This window comes from Geoalkalibacter ferrihydriticus DSM 17813, from assembly GCF_000820505.1.
Classification (GTDB): domain Bacteria; phylum Desulfobacterota; class Desulfuromonadia; order Desulfuromonadales; family Geoalkalibacteraceae; genus Geoalkalibacter; species Geoalkalibacter ferrihydriticus.
This window is the reverse complement of the sequence record NZ_JWJD01000001.1, coordinates 26,361-49,586: the sequence shown is the minus strand read 5'-3', so window position 1 is coordinate 49,586 and position 23,226 is coordinate 26,361. Positions and strand designations below refer to the sequence as shown.

23 protein-coding genes are annotated in these 23,226 nt (G+C 55.2%); 11 read left to right on the top strand and 12 right to left on the bottom strand.

Annotated features, from left to right (window positions below; genetic code table 11):
* Positions 1 to 157: 157 nt before the first annotated feature.
* From GFER_RS00235 to GFER_RS00200, 8 genes are all read left to right on the top strand, one after another.
* Positions 158 to 1,561, top strand: coding sequence for a V-type ATP synthase subunit B (locus GFER_RS00235; protein ID WP_040095014.1), 1,404 nt, complete (start codon positions 158 to 160; stop codon positions 1,559 to 1,561).
* Complete coding sequence (locus GFER_RS00230) at positions 1,561 to 2,166, top strand: V-type ATP synthase subunit D (RefSeq protein ID WP_040095011.1); 606 nt, start codon at positions 1,561 to 1,563, stop codon at positions 2,164 to 2,166. The genes GFER_RS00235 and GFER_RS00230 overlap by 1 nt, the downstream gene beginning before the upstream one ends.
* 2 nt (positions 2,167 to 2,168) lie before the next feature.
* Positions 2,169 to 3,974: a V-type ATP synthase subunit I gene (locus GFER_RS00225; protein WP_040095009.1), complete on the top strand. Its 1,806-nt coding sequence runs from the start codon at positions 2,169 to 2,171 to the stop codon at positions 3,972 to 3,974.
* On the top strand, positions 3,967 to 4,416 hold the full coding sequence (locus GFER_RS00220) for an ATP synthase subunit C (RefSeq protein ID WP_040095007.1): 450 nt from the start codon (positions 3,967 to 3,969) through the stop codon (positions 4,414 to 4,416). The genes GFER_RS00225 and GFER_RS00220 overlap by 8 nt, the downstream gene beginning before the upstream one ends.
* A 14-nt stretch (positions 4,417 to 4,430) precedes the next feature.
* Positions 4,431 to 5,123, top strand: a complete 693-nt coding sequence (locus tag GFER_RS00215; RefSeq protein WP_040095005.1) for a hypothetical protein — start codon at positions 4,431 to 4,433, stop codon at positions 5,121 to 5,123.
* Positions 5,123 to 5,812 carry a hypothetical protein gene (locus tag GFER_RS00210; protein WP_052445802.1) on the top strand — a complete coding sequence of 230 codons (690 nt, stop codon included), beginning with the start codon at positions 5,123 to 5,125 and terminating at the stop codon, positions 5,810 to 5,812. Before GFER_RS00215 ends, GFER_RS00210 begins: the two co-directional genes overlap by 1 nt.
* Positions 5,809 to 7,665: a V-type ATP synthase subunit A gene (locus tag GFER_RS00205; RefSeq protein WP_052445801.1), complete on the top strand. Its 1,857-nt coding sequence runs from the start codon at positions 5,809 to 5,811 to the stop codon at positions 7,663 to 7,665. Before GFER_RS00210 ends, GFER_RS00205 begins: the two co-directional genes overlap by 4 nt.
* A gap of 223 nt (positions 7,666 to 7,888) precedes the next feature.
* Positions 7,889 to 10,018 (top strand): heavy metal translocating P-type ATPase, encoded by a 2,130-nt coding sequence (locus tag GFER_RS00200; protein WP_200889271.1) that lies wholly within the window; start codon positions 7,889 to 7,891, stop codon positions 10,016 to 10,018.
* Here the strand turns inward: GFER_RS00200 and GFER_RS00195 are convergent.
* Positions 9,988 to 10,902 (bottom strand): LysR family transcriptional regulator, encoded by a 915-nt coding sequence (locus GFER_RS00195; RefSeq protein WP_040095003.1) that lies wholly within the window; start codon positions 10,900 to 10,902, stop codon positions 9,988 to 9,990. The two genes, GFER_RS00200 and GFER_RS00195, sit on opposite strands and share 31 nt — an antisense overlap.
* A gap of 112 nt (positions 10,903 to 11,014) precedes the next feature.
* On the opposite strand from GFER_RS00195, the gene GFER_RS00190 reads away from it, so the two are divergent.
* The 3 genes from GFER_RS00190 to GFER_RS00180 are packed head-to-tail and all read left to right on the top strand — an operon-like array spanning position 11,015 to position 12,662.
* Positions 11,015 to 12,166 (top strand): cysteine desulfurase family protein, encoded by a 1,152-nt coding sequence (locus GFER_RS00190; RefSeq protein WP_040095000.1) that lies wholly within the window; start codon positions 11,015 to 11,017, stop codon positions 12,164 to 12,166.
* Complete coding sequence (locus GFER_RS00185; protein ID WP_040094998.1) at positions 12,163 to 12,420, top strand: GSU3529 family protein; 258 nt, start codon at positions 12,163 to 12,165, stop codon at positions 12,418 to 12,420. The genes GFER_RS00190 and GFER_RS00185 overlap by 4 nt, the downstream gene beginning before the upstream one ends.
* Positions 12,417 to 12,662 carry a GSU3529 family protein gene (locus GFER_RS00180; RefSeq protein WP_040094996.1) on the top strand — a complete coding sequence of 82 codons (246 nt, stop codon included), beginning with the start codon at positions 12,417 to 12,419 and terminating at the stop codon, positions 12,660 to 12,662. The genes GFER_RS00185 and GFER_RS00180 overlap by 4 nt, the downstream gene beginning before the upstream one ends.
* 384 nt (positions 12,663 to 13,046) lie before the next feature.
* On the opposite strand, the gene GFER_RS00175 is transcribed toward GFER_RS00180, so the two are convergent.
* From GFER_RS00175 to GFER_RS00125, 11 genes are all read right to left on the bottom strand, one after another.
* Positions 13,047 to 14,327 carry a biliverdin-producing heme oxygenase gene (locus GFER_RS00175; RefSeq protein WP_040094993.1) on the bottom strand — a complete coding sequence of 427 codons (1,281 nt, stop codon included), beginning with the start codon at positions 14,325 to 14,327 and terminating at the stop codon, positions 13,047 to 13,049.
* A gap of 79 nt (positions 14,328 to 14,406) precedes the next feature.
* A complete protein-coding gene (locus tag GFER_RS00170; protein ID WP_040094992.1) occupies positions 14,407 to 14,805 on the bottom strand; it encodes a response regulator in 399 nt (132 codons plus the stop codon).
* 46 nt (positions 14,806 to 14,851) lie between these two features.
* On the bottom strand, positions 14,852 to 15,988 hold the full coding sequence (locus tag GFER_RS00165) for an HD domain-containing phosphohydrolase (RefSeq protein WP_040094990.1): 1,137 nt from the start codon (positions 15,986 to 15,988) through the stop codon (positions 14,852 to 14,854).
* Positions 15,989 to 15,996: 8 nt separating this feature from the next.
* A complete protein-coding gene (locus GFER_RS00160) occupies positions 15,997 to 16,800 on the bottom strand; it encodes a ParA family protein (RefSeq protein WP_040094989.1) in 804 nt (267 codons plus the stop codon).
* Positions 16,800 to 18,077, bottom strand: coding sequence for a methyl-accepting chemotaxis protein (locus GFER_RS00155; protein ID WP_040094988.1), 1,278 nt, complete (start codon positions 18,075 to 18,077; stop codon positions 16,800 to 16,802). The genes GFER_RS00160 and GFER_RS00155 overlap by 1 nt, the downstream gene beginning before the upstream one ends.
* A gap of 3 nt (positions 18,078 to 18,080) precedes the next feature.
* Positions 18,081 to 18,455, bottom strand: coding sequence for a response regulator (locus tag GFER_RS00150; protein ID WP_040094986.1), 375 nt, complete (start codon positions 18,453 to 18,455; stop codon positions 18,081 to 18,083).
* An 11-nt stretch (positions 18,456 to 18,466) separates the two neighbouring features.
* A complete protein-coding gene (locus tag GFER_RS00145) occupies positions 18,467 to 18,706 on the bottom strand; it encodes a hypothetical protein (protein ID WP_040094984.1) in 240 nt (79 codons plus the stop codon).
* The gene (locus GFER_RS00140; RefSeq protein WP_040094983.1) at positions 18,706 to 21,345 is read right to left on the bottom strand and encodes a chemotaxis protein CheA; all 2,640 of its coding nucleotides are present in this window, start codon (positions 21,343 to 21,345) and stop codon (positions 18,706 to 18,708) included. The genes GFER_RS00145 and GFER_RS00140 overlap by 1 nt, the downstream gene beginning before the upstream one ends.
* Positions 21,342 to 21,713, bottom strand: coding sequence for a response regulator transcription factor (locus GFER_RS00135; RefSeq protein WP_040094981.1), 372 nt, complete (start codon positions 21,711 to 21,713; stop codon positions 21,342 to 21,344). Before GFER_RS00135 ends, GFER_RS00140 begins: the two co-directional genes overlap by 4 nt.
* Entirely contained in the window at positions 21,710 to 22,552 is an 843-nt protein-coding gene (locus GFER_RS00130; protein WP_040094980.1) for a CheR family methyltransferase, read from the bottom strand. Before GFER_RS00130 ends, GFER_RS00135 begins: the two co-directional genes overlap by 4 nt.
* Positions 22,553 to 22,558: 6 nt before the next feature.
* Positions 22,559 to 23,182, bottom strand: a complete 624-nt coding sequence (locus GFER_RS00125) for a HEAT repeat domain-containing protein (RefSeq protein WP_040094978.1) — start codon at positions 23,180 to 23,182, stop codon at positions 22,559 to 22,561.
* Positions 23,183 to 23,226 lie beyond the last annotated feature (44 nt).

Sequence of the window (23,226 nt, the reverse complement as noted above, 5' to 3'; positions counted from 1 at the left end):
ACACGTGAATCCGCGCTGGCTTTTTTTCTGTACTCCGTTAAGATTATCCTCACGTTGCGGCCTTTTCCCGAGTATCAGATCCCACACACCAAAAGGCCTCTTTTTCTGACAAGGACGGCGCAGGGTTCGGCGCCACAATCAAAGGAAATGCGAAAGCGTGATTGAAAGTCTGGTTCGTTACTCAAGGGTTCTGGAAATCGTCGGGGATATTCTGCGGGTCCGTGTTGTCGGTTCGGACGGCGAAGCGGGCGGACCGGCCCGTTTCGGAGATTTGGCGCTGGTGGAAAACATCGATGAGCGCCAGTCTCTGGCGCAGGTGATCGGTCTGGAGCGCGATGTGGTCACCCTGCAGGTCTTTGCCGGCACCAAAGGGCTGTCCACCCGCTGCACGGTGCGTTTTCTCGGCCACCCGATGCAGGCGACCTACTCGGAAAACATCCTCGGCAGAGTCTTCAACGGCGTCGGTCGGCCGCTTGATGGCGGCCCGGATCTGTCCGCCGATACCAAGGTCGAAATCGCCGGACCTCCGGTCAATCCCATGCGCCGGCTGCTGGCTTCGCGCATGATTCGCACCGACGTACCCATGATCGACGTGTTCAACACGCTGGTCGAGAGCCAGAAAATTCCGATTTTTTCGGTCTCGGGTGAACCCTACAACAACTTTCTGGCCCGTATCGGTATCCAGGCGGATGCCGACGTGGTGGTCTTCGGCGGCATGGGATTGATCTTCGATGATTACCACCTGTTTCGCAGTGCCTTCGAAGATGCAGGGGTATTCGGCCGCACGGTGATGTTCGTCAACCAGGCGTCCGACCCGGTGATCGAACGCCTGCTGGTACCGGACATGGCGCTGGCGGTGGCCGAGCGCTTCGCGGTGGAGGAATCCAAGCGGGTCCTGGTTCTTCTGACCGATATGACCGCCTTTGCCGATGCGCTGAAAGAAATCGGCGTCGCCATGGATCAGGTCCCTTCCAACCGCGGATACATGGGCGATCTGTATTCCCAACTGGCCCGCCGCTACGAAAAGGCCTGCGACTTCAAGGGAGCCGGCTCGGTCACCATTCTCTCGGTCACCACCATGCCGGGCGATGACGTAACCCACCCGGTGCCCGACAACACCGGCTATATCACCGAGGGGCAGTTCTATCTGCACGAAGGGGTGCTCGATCCCTTCGGGTCGCTTTCGCGCCTCAAGCAGCACGTGATCGGCAAGGTCACGCGCGAAGATCATGCCCAGGTCATGAACACCATGATCCGTCTCTACTCTGCCGCCCGCGATGCCCACCAGAAAAAGTCCATGGCCTTCGAGCTCACAGCCTTCGATGAACGCCTTCTGGTTTTTGGCGACCTCTTCAAAGAGCGCTTCATGAATATCAATGTTTCCTTGCCGCTGGAAGACGCGCTGGACCTGTGCTGGCGAACCCTTGCTGAATGCTTCGATCCCGAGGAACTTCTTATGAAGGAGGCCCTGGTGGATAAATATTTTCCGCAAGATGTGCGCAAACAGCGCCAGGGCGCCGAGCAGGATGCTCAGAATAGCGAACCCGGCGAGGTAGCCTGATGGCTAGAAAGTCCCTGAGTAAATCCGCTCTTCTGCACGAAACGCGGCAACTGAAAATCTACCGACGCTACCTGCCCTCCCTGGAGCTCAAACGGCTTCAGCTCATCGCTGAGCGGGCCAAGGCGCGAGGACAACTGGCCGAAACGCATAAGGCACAGGAGGAACTGCGCGCCTACGTCGGCCGGGAACTGCCCATGCTCTCCAACCATGATGTGGACCTGCCGAAACTTGTCCGCCTCGAGGGCGTGGCACTGGAGGAACAAAACCTTCTCGGCACCCTGTTGCCGGTGGTGGGCAAAGTCAAAATCACTCGGCGCCCCTACTCTTTTCTGGTGCGCCCCCCTTGGGTCGACACCCTGGCGGACAAGATGGCCGAAATGATTACGCTCAAAGTCACCGAGCGCATTCAACAGATCCGGCTTGAACGCCTGGAGGCAGCCGTCCAGAAAATCACCCAGCGCGTGAATTTGTTCGACAAGGTTCTGATCCCCCGCACCGAGGCACGGATCCGGGAAATCCGCATCCATTTAGGCGACGCCGAGCGCGCGGCGGTAGTCAGGGCTAAAATCGCAAAAAAACGCCGGTTTAATGTTGCGGAGACCTGAGAATGGCCATCGTCGCTCTGGAAAAGGTCACCTTTTGCGGTCCCAACCAGGATAAATCCGCCTTTCTCGCCGCTCTGCAGGCCCTGGGACTGGTGCACCTTGTGTCGTTGCGGCCGGCTGAAGGCTGGGGCGAGAAAGCCCCGCAGCGCCCCGAAGGAGCTTATCAGGCACTGCGCTGGCTTGTGGACAATCCGCAACGATTCATACAGGTCACCGACGACCAGGAATTCGACTTCGATGCCGTGGTTGCTGCGGTCCGACACAACCGTTATGCCCTGACCGAGACCCGTAACCACCTTGAGACCCTGCTGGCTCAGCGCAAGCTGCTCGAACCCTGGGGGCAGTTCGATCCCCCGACCCCCGACCATTTCAGCGGCTTGCACTTCTGGTATTATGTGGTGCCACTGCATCAGTTCGCGCAGATGGACAAGGAGGGCCTGACCTGGGCCGTGGTCAAACGCGACCAGCGTCAGGTTTATCTGATCGTAATATCCGAGAAGCAGCCTCCCAAAGAGCGCATTGCACTTCCGCCGGTGCCCATCGGTCACCTGTCCCTGAAAAAACTCGACGTTCAGATCCGTTCCGTTCGGCAGCGCATCCAAGAGCTGGAATTCCAGCGAATGTGGCAGACGCGCTGGATCAGCCTGATCCTCCGCGAGCTGGCGCGCGCCGAGGACCGAGCCGCCTTGAACCACGCCGCAAACCTCACCCGCGACGAATCCGATCTTTTCGTTCTGCACGGCTGGCTGGCGCAAAAAGACCGCGCGCGGGTGGAGAAATTTGTCGAGCAGCAGGGTATCGCCGCCTTTTTCGAACCACCCGCGGCGGATGACCAACCACCGACGCTGCTTTCCAATCCGCCGAAGGTTGCCGCGGGGGAGGATCTGGCCCGCTTCTTCCAGACTCCGGGTTATGCCGACTGGGATCCCTCGCGGGTATTGTTCTTCTCTTTCGCCGCCTTCTTCGCCATGATCATAGCCGACGCCGGCTATGCGCTGCTGCTTTCGCTCGGGCTTGTGGCCTTCTGGAAAAAACTGGGCCGCAAGCCCATGACGCGCCGGCTGCGCACCCTGGCCGCGGCCATGCTGGGCGCCGCTGTCACCTACGGCGTGCTGGTGGGTAACTATTTTGGTGTCTCGCCACCGGCCGGCTCCCTGGCGGCGGCGCTCCAGGTCATCGATCTCAACGACTTCGACACCATGCTCAGGTTGTCGGTTTTTATCGGCGTGGCTCACCTCCTGCTTGCCAACGGCTTTCGTGCCATCCGTTACTGGCCGGGCAGCTCGGCCAGGGTGGCTCTGGGCTGGAACGGCATGTTGGTGGCCGGCTTCAGCGGTTGGCTCGCCGCATCCGGAGTGCTGCCCGAGGCTCTGCTGCCTCTGTGCTGGGTGCTGGGAATCGGCTCGGGATCGGCCATCTTTGTCTGGTCCTCAAACCGGCCGATCAACAGCGCCAAGGGTGCCGCATTGCGGATGTTGGATGGTCTCGGCGCCCTGACGCGTCTCACCCGGGCCTTCGGCGACGTGCTCAGCTATATGCGTCTCTTCGCCCTGGGTTTGGCCAGCGCCGCGCTGGCCCTCACTTTCAACCAGATTTCCTCGGCCACGGCTGCGGCCCTGCCCGGCACAGGGCTGTTTCTGGCCGCCATGATCCTGGTGCTGGGTCATGCCCTCAATCTGGCGCTGGCCATCGTTTCCGGCGTTGTACACGGCCTGCGCTTGAATTTTATCGAGTTCTACAACTGGGGACTCTCCGAGGAGGGCTATCCCTTTCGACCGTTTTGCAAAAAGGAGATTCACCATGAATGATTTGGTCCTATCCCTCGGCTGGCTCGGTTTGTACGCTCCCATGGCCCTGGGTGCCATAGGCAGCATGATCGGCTGTTCCCTGGCCGGGCAGGCCGCCATCGGGGCGATGCTCGAAACCGAATCAGGACACGGCAGATTCCTGGGTGTTTCGGTCATGCCCTCATCCCAGGTAATCTATGGGATTGTGGTGATGTTTACCCTCAACCGGGAAATCACCGAAGCCACCGCGCCCGGTGTTTTCGGCATCGGCCTGCTGGCCGGCCTGGCCCTGCTTGCCAGCGCCGTCTACCAGGGCAAGGCCTGCGCCTCGGCGATTAATGCCTCCAAGGCCAAACCCGAGATCTTCGGCCTGTCCCTGGCCCCCTCTGCCATCGTCGAGGGTTTTGCGGTCTTTGCCTTTATCTTCGCCCTGGTCATCAGCGCCGGGATTCCCGGATCCTGAAAAAGGAGACAGCCATGAGCAACAACACTCACGCCATGCCTTTAAGCAACGGCGTCGAGACCCTGATCGAGCGCTTGCGCGATGAGGGTATCGCAAAGGGTCGGCAGGAGGCCGAACTTATCGTTCACGATGCCGAACACCGGGCCGAGTGGCTGGTGGGTCAGGCGCAGGAGGAAGCCGACCGGATTCTTGCCAAAGCCCGCGAAGCGAGCGAACGCCTGAAACGCTCTACGCACGAAGCCCTGCAGGTGGCCGCGCGCGATACGGTTCTCGATCTCAAGGCCCACCTCTCGGCACAGTTCACCGCACAGGTGGGCCGCCTGGTCAGCCGCGAACTTTCCGACGAGGCCCTGCTGGAAAAACTCATCCTGGAACTCGTCGGGCGCGTGCGCGAAGGCGTGCAACTGGACGAGGCCCAGCGCGGCGAAGTGGTGCTGCCGCGCGACGTGATCGGGATTGAGGAACTGCGCCGCCATCCCGAACAACTCAAAGAAGGCACCCTCAGCCACTTCGTCCTGGTCATGGCCGAAGAAATGTTGCGTGAGGGCATCACTTTTTCGGTGTCTGAAGACGAACAGAAGGGGCTGCGCCTACGTCTGAACGAAGGCGAGATGGAGATCGACCTGACCGTCGACGCGGTAACCGCCCTGCTGATGGCGCATCTGCAACCACGCTTTCGTGCGCTGCTCGAAGGAATCGTGCACTAATGCCTGTCGACGAACCCTACACCACGTTGCTGGCCAGCCTGCCGCATCTGCCGGTTCCGGGAGCGAGAACGCAGTTGCCGATCACGCGCCTGAAGCTCAAAAACCACCTGAAATGGCTGACGCCTGAGGACAGAGACCGGCTGCACACTCTGGATATCGCTCTGCACTGGGTGCATCTGCCCATCGACCTGAGCGACGCGCAGATGATCGAACGGGCAAGCACTGCCCTGGAGGCGGTCGACAGCGATTTTTTGCGGGTGATTATTCTTGAGCGGCTGGAAATGCGCACCTTTGCCGCAGCCCTGCGGCGCCGGGTCCGTAACGAGCCGCTGCCACGCGACCAGCCCTGGGGAATCGGACGTTTTGTAAAGCACATCGAAAATCACTTCAGCGACCCCTCTTTTGGCCTGGAGCATCTCTACCCTTGGATCGCACAGGCAAGCAAGCATCTGCAAGCCAATGAACCGATGGCACTGGAGAACCTGATGATCATGGAGTCCTGGAAAAGACTCGACCGCGTCGATGACCGTCATGGCTTTGGCTTTGACGCCGTCGCACTGTACGTCATGCGCTGGGAAATTCTGCACCGCTATATCCACCGACAGACCGAGAAAGCCTTGACGCATTTCGATTCGCTGGTCGCTCATGCCCTGGAGGACTCACCCATCTCCCTGGAGGCCCTGACATGAATCCCGCAAGTGAACAGATTGACATCAACGTCAGGGTGCGTGCGGTCTCCGGCAATATTGTGGATATCGAGGTCGGAGCGGCTGAAGAGCGCATCGATCTGATGAAAAACGAGGTGGTGTATCTGACGCCCCAGAGCGGCGAAAAGCTGCAGGCGGAAGTGCTCAGGGTACGCGGTCGGATTGCCACGGTACAGGTGTTCGAGGAAACCCGTGGCCTGGCGGTAGGGGATCGCGTGGAGTTGAGCGGGGAAATGTTGTCGGTCGAACTGGGGCCGGGTTTGCTTGCACAGGTATTTGACGGGTTACAGAACCCGCTGGTGAAGATCGCAGAACGCCATGGCGTGTTCCTGCCGCGCGGTGCCTCCATCGACGCCCTCGACCGTCAGCAAAAGTGGTCCTTTGTCTCCTGCGTGAAAACCGGCGACCGCCTGCGGGCGGGCGATACCCTGGGCACCGTGCAGGAAGGCCGTTTCACTCATCGCATCATGGTGCCTTTCGACCAGCGCGGCGAAGTGGAAGTGACCTGGATCCAGCAAGGCAACCTGACGGTGGACGCACCGATTGCCAGTATCCGCGAGACAGGCAGAGCCAATGCACCGGAGCGCTCGCTGTCAATGATGCAGCGTTGGCCGGTGCGCCGCCCCATTCCGGAGGATCTGCTGCGCACCAACCGCTGTCAGCGTCAGTATCCCAGCAAACCCCTGGTGACTTCCCTGCGCCTCATCGACACCTTCTTTCCCATCGCCCTGGGCGGCACCGCCTGCATTCCCGGTCCTTTCGGCGCCGGCAAAACCGTCCTGCAAAATCTCATCAGCCGCTTTTCCGCAGTCGACATCGTGATCGTCGTGGCCTGCGGGGAACGCGCCGGCGAAGTGGTGGAAACCATCCACGAATTTCCCAAGCTCAAAGATCCGCTCACCGGAGGTCCGCTGATGGACCGCACCGTCATCATCTGCAACACCTCCTCCATGCCCGTGGCTGCCCGCGAGGCCTCCATCTACACCGGCATCACCCTGGGCGAGTACTATCGCCAGATGGGCCTGAACGTCCTGGTGATCGCCGACTCCACCTCGCGGTGGGCCCAGGCCATGCGCGAGACATCGGGGCGCATGGAGGAGATCCCCGGGGAAGAAGCCTTTCCTGCCTACCTGGACTCCGCCATCCGCGGGGTCTACGAGCGTGCCGGCATCATTCGCACGGCCGACGACCGCGAAGGCAGCCTGACCATGATCGGCACCGTTTCGCCGGCAGGTGGTAATTTCGAGGAGCCGGTCACGCAATCCACCCTCGCCACCGTCAAAACGTTTCTCGGCCTCTCCTCCGACCGGGCCTACAAGCGCTTCTACCCGGCGGTGGACCCGCTGCAGTCCTGGTCGCGCTACCTGCAACAGCTGGCCCCCTGGTTCAATCGCGAGATCGCTTCCGACTGGACCGAGCGCGTCGAACGCATGATCGCGCTGCTCAAGACCGGCGACGCCGTGCAGCAAATGATGCAGGTCACCGGCGAGGAAGGTGTCTCGCTGGAAGATTTCATCATCCACCAGCAGACCAGGTTTGTGGACATGGTGTACCTGCAGCAGGATGCCTTCGACCCGGTGGATGTCTCGGTGCCCCTTGAGCGCCAGAAGAAAGACTTCAGCCTTTTGGTGCGGGCCATCGACCAAGTGCCGGATCTGCCCGACAAGGACGCTGTTCGTCAGTTCTACACCCGCCTGACCGGTCTGTTCAAAAACCTCAACTATTCACGGCCGGACTCGCCGGACTACCAACGCTACCGTAAAGAAATCGAGATGGCGCTCAAGAACGGCAAGGTAACGGCAACCGCCACTGAGGAAGAAACAGAAACCCCGTAACTCTATCAGAGTCGCTGCGCAACGCCCTTTGGGAGCCTGGCAATCAACGGCGCTGATCCCCCGTGCCCCGCGCCTTGTCATAACGAATTTGACATTCATCAGAAACTGCGTAAAAAATGCACACCCAGCCAGCGCGACAAAGTCGGTCCATTCCAGATTTTACGCAGACTCGGCAAGCCGCGGTTTTTGAAGCAGGCAACCTGCATTTGGCAAACAAGAACCTATGACCAACGCCCAGCACATGCCCTCTTTAAAGTCCATGGATCTTCGCATCAAGGGTCTCGACTGCGCTGAATGTGCGCGACATGTCCGACAGGCCGTTGAGGCCGTTCCCGGCGTTGCCTCGGTGGATGTCCTGATGGCGGCGCAAAAAGCGCTGATCCGCTTTGACCCCGCGCAGACCGATCCCGCCCGGATTCGCCGCGCCGTGGAGCAGGCGGGCTACGCTCTGGAACAGCAGTCGGCAGACGATGCCAGCGACACCCCGCTGGGCGATTTCAGCCGGCGCGTGCTGATCCTGTTCGGAGGGGTTTTCGGCACGGTGCTGTTTGTGGTGGTGGTGGGAGAGTGGTTCGGACTGCTCGAAGCGGTGACGCGCCAAGTGCCCTGGCCGCTGTGGCTTCTCGTCATCGGCCTGGGCGGCTATCCCATTTTTCGCAACGTCGTCAAAGCCGCCTGGCAGGGGCGGATTATTGCACACACCCTGATGACCTTCGGCATGACGGCCGCCATCGTGGTCGGCGAATGGCCGGCGGCCACCATCGTCGTCTTTTTCATGCGAATCGGCGAATACGTGGAGAGCTTTGCCGCCGAAAGGGCACGCCATGCGGTCAAAGCGCTGGCCGCCCTGAGTCCGCAAACGGCACGTGTCGAGCGCAACGGGGTGGAAATCGAGGTGCCGGCCGAAGAGGTTTCCATCGGTGAAGCGGTCATCGTTCGCCCAGGAGAAAAAATCCCTGTGGACGGCGAGGTAATCGGTGGACAGGCAACGGTGGATCAGAGCGCCATTACCGGCGAATCCATGCCGGTGGAGGCAGCCCCCGGCACCCAGGTGTTCGCTTCGTCCATCGCCCGGCTGGGCAGTCTGCGGATTCAAACGCTCAAGATCGGGGCGGACACCACCTTCGGCCGAGTCGTAACGCTGGTGGAGGAAGCCGAAAGCCGGCGCGGCGAGGTGCAGCGTCTGGCGGACCGGTTCTCGAGTTATTTTTTGCCCATCGTATTGACCATCGCCGCCCTGACCTTCTTTTTCACCCGCAATGCGCTGGCAACGGCTGCGGTTCTGGTGGTGGCCTGCTCCTGCTCTTTTGCCCTGGCCACGCCCATCGCCATGATCGCCTCCATCGGGGCCGCGGCGCGGCAGGGGATTCTGATCAAGGGTGGAAAGTATCTGGAAATTCTCAAACGCGCCGATGTCCTGCTCATCGATAAGACCGGAACCCTCACCCTGGGGCGTCCGCAGATAACGGACATCGTGCCCCTGGATGATCTCAGCGCGGAGGAAATTCTGTCGCTGGCCGCGGCCGCCGAGCGCGACTCCGAACACCCGCTGGCCGAAGCGGTGCGCCTGACCGCTGCGGCACGCGGTGTACCGGTTGAAAAACCGCAAGAGTTTGAAGCCGTGCCCGGACAAGGAGTCAGAGCGCGGATCGCGGGACGCGAAGTGGTGGTGGGCAACAGCTCCATGATCCCCGAAGGGGCGCGGCTGCCCGAGGCGGTCGATTTGCTGGAACAGGGTAAAACCCTGCTGTTTGTCAGCCTTGAAGGGAAAATCGTCGGCATGCTGGCCGCCGCCGATACCATCCGCGAGGAAGTACCGGCGGCCTTTGCGCAAATCAGGGCGCTGGGGTTACATCAGGTCGAACTGATCACCGGCGACAATCCGCAAGCCGCCGCGTCTCTGGCCAAGCCCCTCGGCATTGCCTATCGTGCCTCTTTGCTGCCCCAGGACAAGATCGCCATTGTGCGCGCGTATCAGCAGCAGGGGCATATCGTCGTGATGGTGGGAGACGGGGTGAACGACGCTCCGGCGCTGGCCCAGGCCGATGTCGGCATCGCCATGGGCGCAGCCGGCAGCGACATCGCCATCGAGGCGGCCCACATGGCGCTGATGCGCGAAGACTGGCGACTGGTTCCCGAACTCTTTGCCATCTCCCGGCGCACCCTGGGCGTGGTGCATCTGAACCTCGGCTTTACCGCCGTCTACAATCTCGCCGGTTTGTCCCTGGCTGCTACGGGACTGCTCCCCCTGCCCCTTGCAGCCGCCCTTCAGGCAATTCCGGACATCGGCATCCTGCTCAATTCCTCCCGGCTGCTTAAGCCTTATGGCAACGGAAACGTGCCTGCGGCCTGAATTAGCTGGTAATATTCATCCACCTCCTGGATGAGATAATTCACAAAAGCCCGATTGGCCGGAGAAAGTCGACCGTTCTTCTTCCAGGCGATGAAGAGATCCAAAAAAAGCGGGGGATCACAGGAGACCACCGCCAGATCGGCTTCCTTGGCAACGGCCATCTTGAGCAGGAAAGCAAGCCCAAGCTCTTCTTTGACCAGATTTCTGACCATGTAGAAGAGATTGGATTCGGCCATGATAAGCGGCGCTATCCCCTCCTTGGCAGCCAGCTCATCGATCATTTCCCGCAGATAATAGCCGCTCTTGAACTGGATCATGGGTTCGGAGAGCAATTTGTCCAGGGCACATTTCTTCATCTTTGCATAGGGGTGGCTGCCGCATACGGCGGCCACCACTTCCTCTCGCACCAGATGGTGGGAATCCAAACCTTCCGGTACGCTGCCCGCGATGATCCCCATGTCAATCTCGCCCGTTTCGATCTTGCGCTGGATCGTCCCAGCGCTCTCCCCGTCTATGGATATCTGGAGAGCAGGATACCTCTGCTTGAAGGATGAAATGATTTTCGGAAAGAAAAAACTACTCAGCATCGGTGTCAGTCCGACCCGCACCTCCCCTTTGAGCAGCCCGCGAAGATCGGCAATCTCCTGGCGGGCCCTGGCGACACCCTGAAAAATCTCTTTGGCGTGAAACGCAAGCGCTTCGCCTTCTGCTGTGAGAGAGACCCTTCTGTTCCGGCGATTGAAGAGTTCAACCTCCAACTCATCCTCGAGCTTTTTAATGGCAATGCTGAGGGCTGACTGGGCGATGTGAAGTCTCTCGGCCGCTTTCGTAAAACCTTCAGAGTGCGCCACCTCGAGAAAAAATTTCAATTGTCGCAGGTCCATTTCGGTCATTCCTTTTTCAGATCTATTAAACAGATCGTTATCATATAAACAATATATTTTCAATATACACAGCTATCGCTTATCATGACTGCAAACAGATGGAGGTTAGCGCATGGCAATATATCTCGACTGTAATGCAACCACGCCGGTAGAACCTTCCGTTACGGCAATCGTAACCAGGTTTGTGGAAAGGGATTTCGGTAATGCCGCCAGCCCCATCCACGACTACGGGGTCTTCGCCTTAACCGCGGTCGAGCACGCTCGTCGTCAGGTGGCCCAGGTGGTCGACGCGCGACCCGACGAGGTGCTCTTTACCAGCGGCGCCACGGAAAGCAACAATCTCGCCATTCTCGGCCTGGCGCAGGCAGGCAGGTTGAGCGGGCGCCGGCACATCATCACCACGGCCATCGAACACAAGGCGGTACTTGAGCCGTGCGAAGAGTTGGCGAGCCAAGGCTTTGATGTGGAGATCCTGCCGGTCGGAACGGACGGACGCTTCGACCCGCAGCATCTGGCTGATGCTCTTCGGCTCGACACCCTTCTCGTGTCGACCATGCAGGCCAACAATGAGACCGGGGTTTTGCAGCCGCTCGCGGCAGCGGCCCATATCCTTGCCGACCATGATGCCTGGTGGCACGTGGATGCGGCCCAGGGGTTCGGCAAGGACTTCGAGCCGTTACGCAATCGCCGCATCAATATGATCTCGCTCAGCGGACACAAGATCTATGGCCCCAAGGGCATCGGCGCGCTGATTGCGCGCAAGATCGACAAGCAGTTTCCCCCCTTGCGCTCCCTCATGTTCGGCGGAGACCAGGAGCAGGGGTTGAGACCGGGTACCCTGCCGGTCCCCCTCATCGCCGGGTTGGGCGAGGCAGCCAAACTGGCCGTACGGGACCATGACGAGCGCCGCGCCAAGTGCCTCACCTTCCGCAACAGGGTGCGCACTGCGCTTGCTTCGCTCGGAGCGGAACAAAATGGCGACGATGCCTGCACCTTACCGCATGTCATCAATGTTTCGCTGCCGGGCATCAGTTCGGATATGGCTATCAATGCGCTAAAGCGCATCATTGCCGTATCCAGCACCTCGGCCTGCACTTCCCACACACGCTTGCCAAGCCACGTGCTGATGGCGATGGGGCGTTCTCCCGGGCAGGTGGAGAGTTCGATACGCCTGTCCTGGTGCCACATGACGCCGGACGTGGACTGGAATGCGGTCACGGACATTCTAAGCGCACTGCGCAACAAGGAAAGGAGCACACCATGAGTCAGCTATTCAGAGATCTGGAAGAAGCAACAAACCAGCAATACCGGCATGGGGAACTACCTAAATGGCTTGCCGACCCGGTGCTGGCGGTTGCCGGTAATCCTGAAACCTATCAGGAGAAGGAATATTTGGTCGAAATTCTCTTGGCGCAGGTTCGCGAATACGATGTGTACGCTGAGGCCGGCTGTTGCAAATGGGCATACGACCATGAGGACATCGCCCGAACCTTGCGCTGGCTGGAGGAGGAAAAATGACCGTATTTGACCGTTTAAAGGAGGCCTTGGACGCCGCCCAGGCCGAACAGGACTTGCCGGACTACCTGGCACAGCAGATAAGGTATCTTATTGAGAATCAAGAGAATTACAGTGGCAGGGAGAACGAACTGGCCGATCTGGCCGAAAAAATCACCCTATACGACACCTATGGCCAGACAGGGTACATTGGAATGGGCGTCAACAATGTCATTCTCGGAAACGCCCTGGAGAGACTGCTTTAATTGAATGACCCTCAGGGTATCGAAATGCCGACCGAAAATTGACTTCAAGTTCGCCATCTTCAAACGCTTTCAGCGCTGCTGTTTCAAATTGATCCGGTACGTTGTTCGGGTTAATTGGCTTGAGGCTCATGAGTGGGCGTGGTTGAAATGATTGCCCCGCATCAAATCGAGAGGGTTGCGCCCGATCAGTTCCTTGATTTTCAGATTCTTTTCGAACTGGCGGTTCACATGTTCCAGCAGTCAGTCAGTCGCACTTGAATAGGCTTCGGAGGTTCAGATGATACTTTAGGGAGGTTGGGACAACTGGCGAGTAATTCGTCAATCATGCCTCACACTCTCGTTTCGAATGTCCAGTTACGGTTTCTGTTTTCAAGCGCAACCCCTCTAAACCGCAACTGATCGAGCCTGGGCAATTGTCTCTCGCACCGCCGTACACCATTTCGCGCTGAAACGTTCAACATCTGTCAGCCACGACTCGACACTTGCAACAGCTGCGGCTATTCCGGCTTTTTCATCGCTGACAGCCGAAACGATGATTAAACCCGTTCCTTTCATTCTTCCGCCTGATTCACCATCCGTCATCGCAGCAAAGGCATGACATAAAGTGTCGAACGTTTCTGCGGAGATGTGCCTGAGACGTTCATTTTTAAGCCACAGTACCGCTTCCATGAGCCGGCTATAGTCAGACTGTTTGTCAGGAACAGCCTTTACCAATTCTTCATAAAGGTAGATAAGCTGGCGCTCCAAGGTGATGCGTGGCATGCCCCGACTGGCAAGAACGCCTCCGAGCCAGGCAGTTTGAGAGATTATGAGTGGAGGGGTGAGTTGTGCAAGTGTTGCCAGCCAGGCGGCATCACTATCAGTGAAACGATTCCCGCGATCACCATATCGTGCTTCAAAATAGGGGAATTCCTCGCGGCATAAACGTCCTGCCGTTAGTGCCGCCACCAGTTCTCGTTTATCAGATGGCACGGCATGGTTTCCTGCTTCCGGATTTATGCTGGTAGCAGAAAACATCATGCTGTCGGCTTCAGGCAACGGAAAGAGAGCGGTGTGGATGTCTTCCAGAAAACAGAATGCCTCACGGGCTGCGGTGAGAATCCGTTCGTTTGTTTCATCCCCCCAGCCAAAACTGTTCATGAGACTGGCAAAGACATGCCAAAATTCATCGGTTCGATCGCCATATCCTGTATAAAACTCATCTCCACCTGTCTTTTCTACAGTGCATATTCGTTGTATGTCCGGAAGGTGAACCCGGTTGCCCAGTGTGGTACCTTGCAGGACATACACATAACCCAGCAAGGCTACTGGGTCTTCTAAACCCAGAAGCCGTATTCTGGCTGCCATGGCATCAGCATGGCACTTTACGCCGATGATTTCCGGAATCATCTTATCGCCAAAACAACCAAGGTCGCGCAGAAGATGCGTGAACCGACTCTCTCCGACTTCAAGCAGTGCACGAATGGCCGGCTCCTGTAAGGATGTTTTTGCATGCTCGAGTGTACCGAATGCTGTTGCGAATGCTCGGAGTTGATTCATGTATGAGGCAAGCGGTAGGGTTCCATTAGCGAGGGCCGCAAAAAATGGTAGATTTTCCAGCCGGGTGTGTAGCAGTTGCGTCTCATGTTTTAGACGGTCCATCAAATTTTGAGGCTTATACTCCATGGCTAACCACCTAGTTTTGCAAAGATTTGCTTAAATTAGACCAAATATAAAACATTACGGGGCGAAATCAATAGTGATTTTAAGAAATAAGATTTAGCGCCCGCAATTCATCCTCAAGTTTCTGCAATCTGATAGGTTTGACAAGATACGAATTGGCATCTGACTCGTATAATGCTTTCATGACCGTGCGAGGGTCATCCAGTGCAGTCGTCATGATGACCTTTACCCTGTCCGTCAAAGAGATGTTTCTGTGTGCTTCAATTTCCCTGATCGCCAGCGCGGACCGCAAGCCATCGGTTTCAGGCATCATTATGTCCATTAAAATCAGGTCATAGGGGCTGCCGGACTCATGGGCAATCCGGAACCGCTCAATCGCCTCAGTGCCGTTAACAACGGCATCAAAGGAGCCGTATCTGGATATCATTTTCCCCATTATCAGGCTAGAAGGATGATCATCTTCAACTATTAAACACTTCATAAATTCTACCTCTCTCTACATATGTTATTAAGCTAACTATTTTGCCTTATCCTTTTAATCTTTCGTATGTTTCCTCGAACTGGTCACCGGTTTCCCTGAAGGCTTGCAAGACCGCAGGATCAAAATGTTCAGGCATGGTCCGGCCGTCTCCTTCCGTAATGATCTTGTAAGCTGTAACATGGTCAAATGGTGCCTTGTAAGAGCGTGCGCTCCTGAGTGCGTCGTAGATATCAGCAATAGCCGTAATTCTCCCCTCAATCGGTATCTGCTCGCCGACAAGTCCGCGGGGATAGCCGCTGCCATCCCATTTTTCATGGTGCGTGAGTGCAATATTGCGCCCGACTCTCAGCTTTTCGTTGGTGCCGATAATCATTGTTCCGGAATACGTATGTTCCTTCATTTTCGTGAACTCCTCATCCGTTAATTTTCCGGGTTTTTTAAATATATCCGGATGAGAATGTATTTTCCCTACGTCGTGCAGTATTGCCTGGAGATGTATGTCTTGAACAAAGGTGTCGTCAAGCCCAAGCTGAGACGCAATGATTGCGGAGAATTCTCCAACCCTGAGTACGTGGTTACCGGTGTCTTCGTCATTCGCTTCTGCCGCCCTTGCAAGAGCATAGATTGTGTAGCTGAACGCCTCCCCATTATCCCTGATCTGCTGAGCGAGGATCGCCTCAACACGTTGGCGTTCTTCAATGTCTTTTTGCAATTCGGTGGTACGTTCCAAGACGATCCGTTCAAGAAAATCATTCTTCTGCCGAAGCAGTGCCTCTGCCCGTCCCCGACTGATGTGAGCGCTGACCCTGGCCAGCACCTCTTCAAGTTGAAACGGTTTCGTGATGAAGTCCACCCCACCGGAACGGAATCCGCGCATTATGTTTTCGGGGGTGCCCTGGCCGCTCAAAAAAATGACGGGTATACCGTTGAGTTTGGGATTTTGTTTGATCCTATCACACACCGGGATACCATCCACTTCCGGCATGGAGATATCCAGCAGAATAATATCGATCGGTTCCCTGACAACAGCATCCAGAGCATCCGCACCATTGGTGAACGAAAAAACTTCGTGTCCGCAGTCCAACAACCTAAGTTTTAAAAAATTAAGACAGTCCGGATCATCGTCCACAATAACAATCCGTGCATTTTGTGTTTCAGGTACGAACTCGGCTAAAGTATTCATACAGGAGCTCACGTAGTTTGCTTAGTTGAGTGGAGTTCGTAACGCGATTTCAACCGTTCACCAATTTCACGGGCTACCATGGCATAATCTTCGGTGCCTCTGCAATTAGGCATATAGGAACGAACTGGTTGACGATGAGCAAAGGATTCAGCCAGCTTGATATCGGTGCGGATTCCGGAAAGCATTCTTCCCTGCCCGAACTGAAGGGCTGCCCCATCCGTGACGTTTCGGTGTTGACCAATACGCCGGTCAAGCATGATCGGAAGAAGGCCCAGCAGTTTCAGATCAGGATTCGGTCCTGATGCTACCCTGAAAAGGATCCGGGCCAGATTGCGGATCCCTTCTCCGGACAGATGGTGGGGCACGAAAGGGATCAATACGCTTCTGGCTGCACAGAGGGCGTTCATCAGGAGGCCGTCAAACGACGGAGGGGTGTCTATGATGATCAGATCATACTGTTTCGTCAGTCCTTCATCGTGCAGGGCCCTGGCAAGGCGTGTCTGATCTCCATCACCGGAACCGTGTTCAAATAACGGATTGGCGGGAATGAGATGAAGATTGGGCCAGGCGGTCGGACACACAGCCTCGGCAAGAAGGAAATCATCCGATAGGAACAAGTTGTGAACGGTTGGTGAATCCTTTGGTTTGGTAACATCGACGCCTACCGCACAATGTCCCTGGGTGTCCATATCAATCAACAATACGGGTTGGCCTTGTGCCGCGAATTCCGCTGCAAGATTAACCGATGTCGTTGTTTTCCCGGTGCCGCCTTTCCGGTTGGTCACGACGATAATTTCGGCTGGCCCATTCATCAGAAAAGCTCGATTTTTTGATTGGAGCCGCACTCCGCATCTGCTTGTCCCCCCAAAATCGCATTGTGGGTTGTCTGCTGTTCCTGCATGACATACCTACTCTTCAACTCGGTGAGATGATCATTCAATCTTTTGGCGGGAAATTCTGCATTCCCTTCCAGCCATAGCCGAGTCTGCCCGGCAAATTCACTCTGACATTCAAGGCCATTGTTGACATTCTCCAAACGTTGTCGAAGAACATCCTGAAACTGTATTTCGCCCAACACAATCGACACCTCTTCGACGATTAACCGGTTGGCTTCATCAATACCTTTGATCATTTCTTCAAGGTGAACCGATGCGTTTTTAAATCGTCCTTCAATGTCAGACAAATTGCCTGCCAGAGCTGTAAATTTTTGTGAATCTTCATTATTGGCAATTGACCGCCTGGCATTTTCGGTCTCAATCTGTGCCTGTCCGGTCACACGAGTGATTCTTTCGGCAATCTCTTTCGCCACTTTGTTGGACTGATTAGAGAGCCTGCGCACTTCATTGGCCACGACCGCGAAACCCTTGCCTGCATTTCCGGCCCGGGCAGCTTCAACTGACGCGTTAATCGCCAAGAGATTGGTGTTATCGGCAATTTTCGCAATTTCTTTCACCATCGGTTGCATCAACTCCATCTCATCTGACAACTTTTGAATTCGAAAAAGATTATCTCTTAATTGATCAGTCTGACTATCAGAGAAGGTATTTAATGCTTGAATAACTTGTTGATTTTTACGGACCTGTTCCTGAGTAACCGTTATCAATTCACTGCTTTTTTGGGAAGATGAACCGATCCGGTCAACCTGAGAACTGCTGTGTTCATGAATAATCACCATCCTTCCAACCACTCCCATCACCGCCGTTTCGGTCTGGCCGATCGTTTCCCTTAATTGACCTCCAAGCACAGCATTATATTGGCTGAGATCTGAGACGGTCTGGATATAGTTCTCTCTAATAAGAAGATGCTGAGCCGAACAGTGGTTGTGTTTACAATGAGTATCTTGATTGATGATCGTAAGTTTTTTTCTGTATATAAGTGCAACCAGCGTAAATGTCGCAATAGATGCCAGCGCTCCAGTAAGCGCGACATCAAATGCATTTGACAACGGACTCAATCTGATAACCCAGGGATGCACAAAATAGGCACATACGGAAACAATTGTCATGCCGCACAGCAAGGTCGCGAACATTCTCAAAAGTCCCGTAGGGAAATCTAAAATCTTGCCGGGAAGGTTTGTGTCTATTTTCATGGATTATGCTCCTGGCAGGACCTGTCTGATGACCTTGACCAAATCAGGACCGGTCACAGGTTTTACCAGCCAGCCGGTTGCTCCGAATTTTTTTGCCTCATTCTTCTTCTCCTGTTGACTCTCGGTTGTGAGCGCCAACACCGGAATAAAACGAAACCCGGGAAGGGTGCGGAGGTTCTTGATGAACTCCAGTCCGCCCATATTTGGCATGTTAATATCGGTAATAATCAGATCGGGCTTGACGCCGCCCCTGAGTTGATTCAGGGCCAGAACGCCATCACCCGCGCATTCAACCTTAAATCCGCTCAATTCCAGGCCTGACTTGAGGCTCAACCTCATTGTTGCCGAATCATCAACCACCATAATGGTCTTTGCCATGCTGTCGCTCCCTAGTTTGTTTTCAGTGCGGTATTTATCCACGCGGCCAGATGCTCGTCCTTCGGTCTGGCTACAATGGAACATTTTGCAGCCATCAGCACCTGCAGATTCGCTGGTTGCAGGTGAGTGCATGCGCTAAGGTCGATTTTCCCCTTCGGGTACTTTTGCAGCCATTCCAGAAGGCTCTCCGCATCGTCTCCTCCGGCGACTTCACTGAAAATCGCACGGTCTTTCTTGAACGTTATCGGCATCAGATTATCTCCTTCATATCCAGCACCATCAGCACTGAACCGTCTCCCAGTAAAGCGGAGCCGCTGTAAGCTGTTATCCCGGCCAATACACCCGTCATAGGTTTGAGAATGATGTCCACCGTTTCACGGAAGTCATCGACAAAAATTCCGACAGATTCACCTCCCAGACTAACGATCAATACGGCGAGTTCATCCTCATCGTTGGCCTTGGGAGGAACATGCTGCCCTAGTAACAAGTTAAGTGATTTGAGCGGTATAATTCGGCCACGCAGTACCGTCGCCTGAGTCTTCTTAATCGTTCGAATATCAGCCTTCGATATCCGCACCGTTTCAACAACAATTCCCATCGGAACGCCAAAAATCTGATTATTTGATTCAACGATCATGACGTTGGTGACCGCCATGGAAAGCGGTAAGGAAAGGCGGATTCGTGTTCCTTTCCCCTTTTCACTCTCCAGGTTGATGGTGCCGTTAACTTTCTCGATCGCGGTCCTGACCACGTCCATCCCGACGCCACGACCGGAGAGATCGGAAACAGCCTCAGCCGTTGAAAATCCGGCGGCAAAAACCAGGTTTACCGCATCTTGATCTGAAATCCGTTCCAACTGTTCACTGTCAATAATCCCTTTTTCATACGCCATTCGCTTGATGACGTCCGGATCAATACCCTTGCCATCGTCACGTATTTCAATATCTACCCGGCCCGCTTCCTGGGTAGCACGGATAAGGATGGTGCCTGCAGCAGGCTTGCCGAGTGATCGGCGCATTTCCGGCATTTCGATGCCATGATCCAGACTGTTCCTGACGATGTGCATCAGGGGATCACCAAGAGATTCAATAACATTCTTGTCGGCTTCAGTCTCCTCACCTTCAAGGATCAGGTTGACTTCTTTTCCCAGCTTGTTGGCCGTATCCCGAACCAGACGGGGAAAACGCTGAAACACAAAAGAAACCGGCATCATGCGTACCTGCATGATGGAGTCCTGCATTTCCTCGGCGATGCGATTGATGACTGCATACTGAGACTTGATCTCGCGGGAAAGATCCCGCACCCCAAATACGGTCTCAGCACGTCCAGCCAGATACGGCAAGGCGTTCTTTGCTACCACCATTTCGCCAATCAGGCTCATAAGACGATCGATCTTGGTCTGATCAACCTTGATGCTTTTTGGCCCGACAAAGGCATCATCCGAACGTCGTCCATATTTAATGTCAGGGTCAGTTTGCTGTTCGATGTCAGCTGACTTGCCTGCCGGGAGCTCATGTTTAAACTGACTATTCAACCAGAGTAAGAGAGGAGCCGAAGAACCCTGAGCGAGAGCCGTTTGCAGCTCAGCTTCCAATCCTGGCAGGATTTCATCCCAACCTATTGCTTGCAGGCACGCGGACAAAGAGGCTGCTACAGATTTGATCCGCCCTGCCACCCAGGTGACATTGTCCGGCATTGATAGTATTTCACGTTGAGCGACGATGATTGCTTTCACTTCCGGACTGAGTTGAGTCGGTTCAGATTTCGGAGCTTGCGGTTTTCTGTTGGTGATTGGTGCAGGAACAGATGTACCATCGCCAGCTCGTGCCAGTTCGTGCCACGCAGTCGGCGTCAGGGTACGCAGTGAGATAATTATTTGTTGCGAAACAACAGCGTTGTCCGGCTCAAGTTCGGTCACCAGCAGCAACCAGCGTAGAGCGGCAGAAAGCCATAGATCCGGGTTCGACAACTCCAGCATGCTGCGGGAGGCGCGAATCAAACCCTCCAAATTACCGGTCTGTAACAGCCCAAGAGCATCGGCAACGAAATCTTCATACACTGGACCGCCATTGGGGTCACCATGAGGCAGGATCAAATATTGACTGGGTACCGGAGTGATTTGGACTTGATCCGGCACATAGCGGTAATGCTCTTGAAGATCCTCTAACGGCGCCTTACTGAGAATGCTGAAATCAAGCACGCAGCAATAGGGATCCAACTCGGCAAGTGTTGGCCAGGAAGTGCGTGCCGTTATCCCTCCCCAGAGGATTCCCGGTGTCTGGCGAGCCTGGTAAAATGGGTCGTCGCCCTGGAAAAAACACTCTTCAACCGGACTGTAGGCAATCCAATAAAGGGGTTCACCTGTGACGGAAGCCCGGTATGCTCTCATCCGGGTCTCTTCCGGGAGATCTGCCAGCGGCAACTGGATTGAAGAAGTGTCATCTCCGGGCAGAATCGGAACCACCTCGGCCACTGTGCCGCTGACGCCCTCGGCGTGTACCATTTTAACAACAATCAGCTGACGCAAGCCCTCCGCCAGATGGACGGAATTTTTGACATGTTTGACATCTGTGTTACCTTGGGTTTCAATTTCGTCGCAGAGCACACCGACAAAGTCCATGGCATCGAGTAACCGGTCAGCCAGGTTGGGCGAATAGGCCACCTTGCCGTTGCGTACGGCATCCATCAGATCTTCACCAGCATGCAGTACCCGAGTCAATTCAGGCAGGTCGAAGAGGCCGCTGTTCCCTTTCAGAGTGTGGACAAAGCGGAATAGTTCCGTCATCAGAACATTGCTCTTCGGCTCTTTCTCCAGCTGCATCAGTTTTTCGGCGATACCCTGCAGCGACTCGCGAGACTCGGAAATAAATTGTTCAAGCAATGGGTTCACGGCTTAGCCTCCCCGAGCAACAGGCGGCAATTGGTCAGCAACTCATCCGGCTTGACCGGTTTAACCAGATAGAGATTCGCTCCCGCTGCATAGGCGCGTGTTCTGTCACTGGCAGCAGCTTCAGTAGAGATCATCAGTGCCGGAGCTTGGGAAATATCTCTGCTGCGCAGTTCGCTTAAAAAACTGTATCCGTCCTGCTTTGGCATGTTGACGTCAACGATGCACAGGTCAAAGGGCTCTTGTAGAAACTTCTCCATCGCTTCGATACCATTTACCGCTTCATGGACCTGATAGCCGGATCCTTCAAGAATACTGCGGTAATACATACGCATCGTAGCAGCGTCATCAACGATAAGGATCCGTTTCATTGAACCTCCATGGGTTTTTGGTACACCACTGCATCAGAAAATTTGCGGACCTGATACAGCGAAGAAATACGGCTCATGGATTCCGAATGTCCAAGACAGAGAAAACCACCAGGAGCTAAGGCGTCGAAGAAAGTATCAGCTGCCTGACGACGTGACAGATCATCAAAATAGATCAACAGATTGCGGCAGAAGATCACATCAAAACCCCGGTAACCGCGCACATCGGACGGTTTCATCAGATTGACCTTGGTGAATTCAACTGACTGCCTTAAGTCCTCGCTTATTTGAAACCCGTCACCACTGTGACGGAAATATTTTTCAAGCAGCTTCTTTGGAAGCGTCTTTACCGAACGGTCTGAAAAATATCCGCGACGCGCCTGAGCAATGATGCTGGTATCGATATCAGACGAGATGATCTCGACATCCCACTGGTTGATGCCGGACCAGTATTCCAATAAATACATGGCGATGGAGTACGGCTCTTCCCCTGACGAAGAGGGTACCGACCAGATTCGAACCGGTCCTTTGTTTTTCTTGATTGCCGTTATCTCCGGAAGTATGGAGTTCACCAGACACTTGAACTGGTATTCCTCCCGAAAAAAATAGGTCTCGTTGACCGTCATCAGGTTGGTCAGCTTCTGAAACTCCTCACCGGTCGCCTCAAAGCGCAGGGTGATGAAATAATTGCGGAAATTGCCGGAATCCGTTTCCTCGATTCGCTCGATCAGGCGCTTGTCCACGAAGTAGCGTTTTGAATCCTCAAACTGGATGCCGGTCTTACGATAGAAGAACTCCCTGAATTTCAAGAATTCTTCCTGACTGATCGTTTTCGTAATCATATTGGGTCAGGTGCTACGGATGCGCTTCAGGGCCAGGTCGGCCGCAAAGCTGATGAATGGTTCGTCTGGAAACCTTACTTTCAGATTTTCCAAGGCTTCCCATGAATATGTGGACCCGACTTCACCAAGCAGATCTACTGCTGAAGCACAAACATTGACATGGGCGTCATGTTCAATAACTTCTCTTAACCACTCCTCAACCTGTTCGTGCCGCAGTGACTCAAGGACATTGACCGCAAAAATGCGCACATCCGGGTCCGGATCTTTGAGTAGCTGGCCCATGATGGGCGCAACTTCAGAAGGTAAAAATTTCATAGCCTCAATCGCCTCGTTGCGCAACGAAGCGTCTTCGCTGCGCAGACAGTTCACCAGCCCTGAAACAGCTTCCTCGTCACCCAAGTGTGTAAGGGTCGTGAGGATTATTCCCCGTACCGAGCTGTCCTGTTCGCGCTGTAATTGTTCTACAAGAGCGCCGGAAGAATCGGGACAATCAGCCAGATCCCGCGCCGCCCAGCGCCTTGCTGTTGGACTGGGATCGGAAAGCTGTAGTACCAGATTGGCGCAGTCACGATCGTGTTTTCGCTCATTCTGTTCTATTATTTGGCTCGATTGCTGTTTAATGAATGCCATTTTGTTCCTTTAGTGATTTTAAATACTATTCAAAATCTAAAAAG

What these genes read in the sequence shown, in the direction of transcription:
- GFER_RS00230 (WP_040095011.1), top strand. Translation starts at nt 1,561, where the DNA reads ATGGCTAGAAAGTCCCTGAGTAAATCCGCTCTTCTGCACGAAACGCGG.
- GFER_RS00225 (WP_040095009.1), top strand. Translation starts at nt 2,169, where the DNA reads ATGGCCATCGTCGCTCTGGAAAAGGTCACCTTTTGCGGTCCCAACCAG.
- GFER_RS00220 (WP_040095007.1), top strand. Translation starts at nt 3,967, where the DNA reads ATGAATGATTTGGTCCTATCCCTCGGCTGGCTCGGTTTGTACGCTCCC.
- GFER_RS00215 (WP_040095005.1), top strand. Translation starts at nt 4,431, where the DNA reads ATGAGCAACAACACTCACGCCATGCCTTTAAGCAACGGCGTCGAGACC.
- GFER_RS00210 (WP_052445802.1), top strand. Translation starts at nt 5,123, where the DNA reads ATGCCTGTCGACGAACCCTACACCACGTTGCTGGCCAGCCTGCCGCAT.
- GFER_RS00205 (WP_052445801.1), top strand. Translation starts at nt 5,809, where the DNA reads ATGAATCCCGCAAGTGAACAGATTGACATCAACGTCAGGGTGCGTGCG.
- GFER_RS00200 (WP_200889271.1), top strand. Translation starts at nt 7,889, where the DNA reads ATGACCAACGCCCAGCACATGCCCTCTTTAAAGTCCATGGATCTTCGC.
- GFER_RS00195 (WP_040095003.1), bottom strand. Translation starts at nt 10,902, where the DNA reads ATGGACCTGCGACAATTGAAATTTTTTCTCGAGGTGGCGCACTCTGAA.
- GFER_RS00190 (WP_040095000.1), top strand. Translation starts at nt 11,015, where the DNA reads ATGGCAATATATCTCGACTGTAATGCAACCACGCCGGTAGAACCTTCC.
- GFER_RS00185 (WP_040094998.1), top strand. Translation starts at nt 12,163, where the DNA reads ATGAGTCAGCTATTCAGAGATCTGGAAGAAGCAACAAACCAGCAATAC.
- GFER_RS00180 (WP_040094996.1), top strand. Translation starts at nt 12,417, where the DNA reads ATGACCGTATTTGACCGTTTAAAGGAGGCCTTGGACGCCGCCCAGGCC.
- GFER_RS00175 (WP_040094993.1), bottom strand. Translation starts at nt 14,327, where the DNA reads ATGGAGTATAAGCCTCAAAATTTGATGGACCGTCTAAAACATGAGACG.
- GFER_RS00170 (WP_040094992.1), bottom strand. Translation starts at nt 14,805, where the DNA reads ATGAAGTGTTTAATAGTTGAAGATGATCATCCTTCTAGCCTGATAATG.
- GFER_RS00165 (WP_040094990.1), bottom strand. Translation starts at nt 15,988, where the DNA reads ATGAATACTTTAGCCGAGTTCGTACCTGAAACACAAAATGCACGGATT.
- GFER_RS00160 (WP_040094989.1), bottom strand. Translation starts at nt 16,800, where the DNA reads ATGAATGGGCCAGCCGAAATTATCGTCGTGACCAACCGGAAAGGCGGC.
- GFER_RS00155 (WP_040094988.1), bottom strand. Translation starts at nt 18,077, where the DNA reads ATGAAAATAGACACAAACCTTCCCGGCAAGATTTTAGATTTCCCTACG.
- GFER_RS00150 (WP_040094986.1), bottom strand. Translation starts at nt 18,455, where the DNA reads ATGGCAAAGACCATTATGGTGGTTGATGATTCGGCAACAATGAGGTTG.
- GFER_RS00145 (WP_040094984.1), bottom strand. Translation starts at nt 18,706, where the DNA reads ATGCCGATAACGTTCAAGAAAGACCGTGCGATTTTCAGTGAAGTCGCC.
- GFER_RS00135 (WP_040094981.1), bottom strand. Translation starts at nt 21,713, where the DNA reads ATGAAACGGATCCTTATCGTTGATGACGCTGCTACGATGCGTATGTAT.
- GFER_RS00130 (WP_040094980.1), bottom strand. Translation starts at nt 22,552, where the DNA reads ATGATTACGAAAACGATCAGTCAGGAAGAATTCTTGAAATTCAGGGAG.
- GFER_RS00125 (WP_040094978.1), bottom strand. Translation starts at nt 23,182, where the DNA reads ATGGCATTCATTAAACAGCAATCGAGCCAAATAATAGAACAGAATGAG.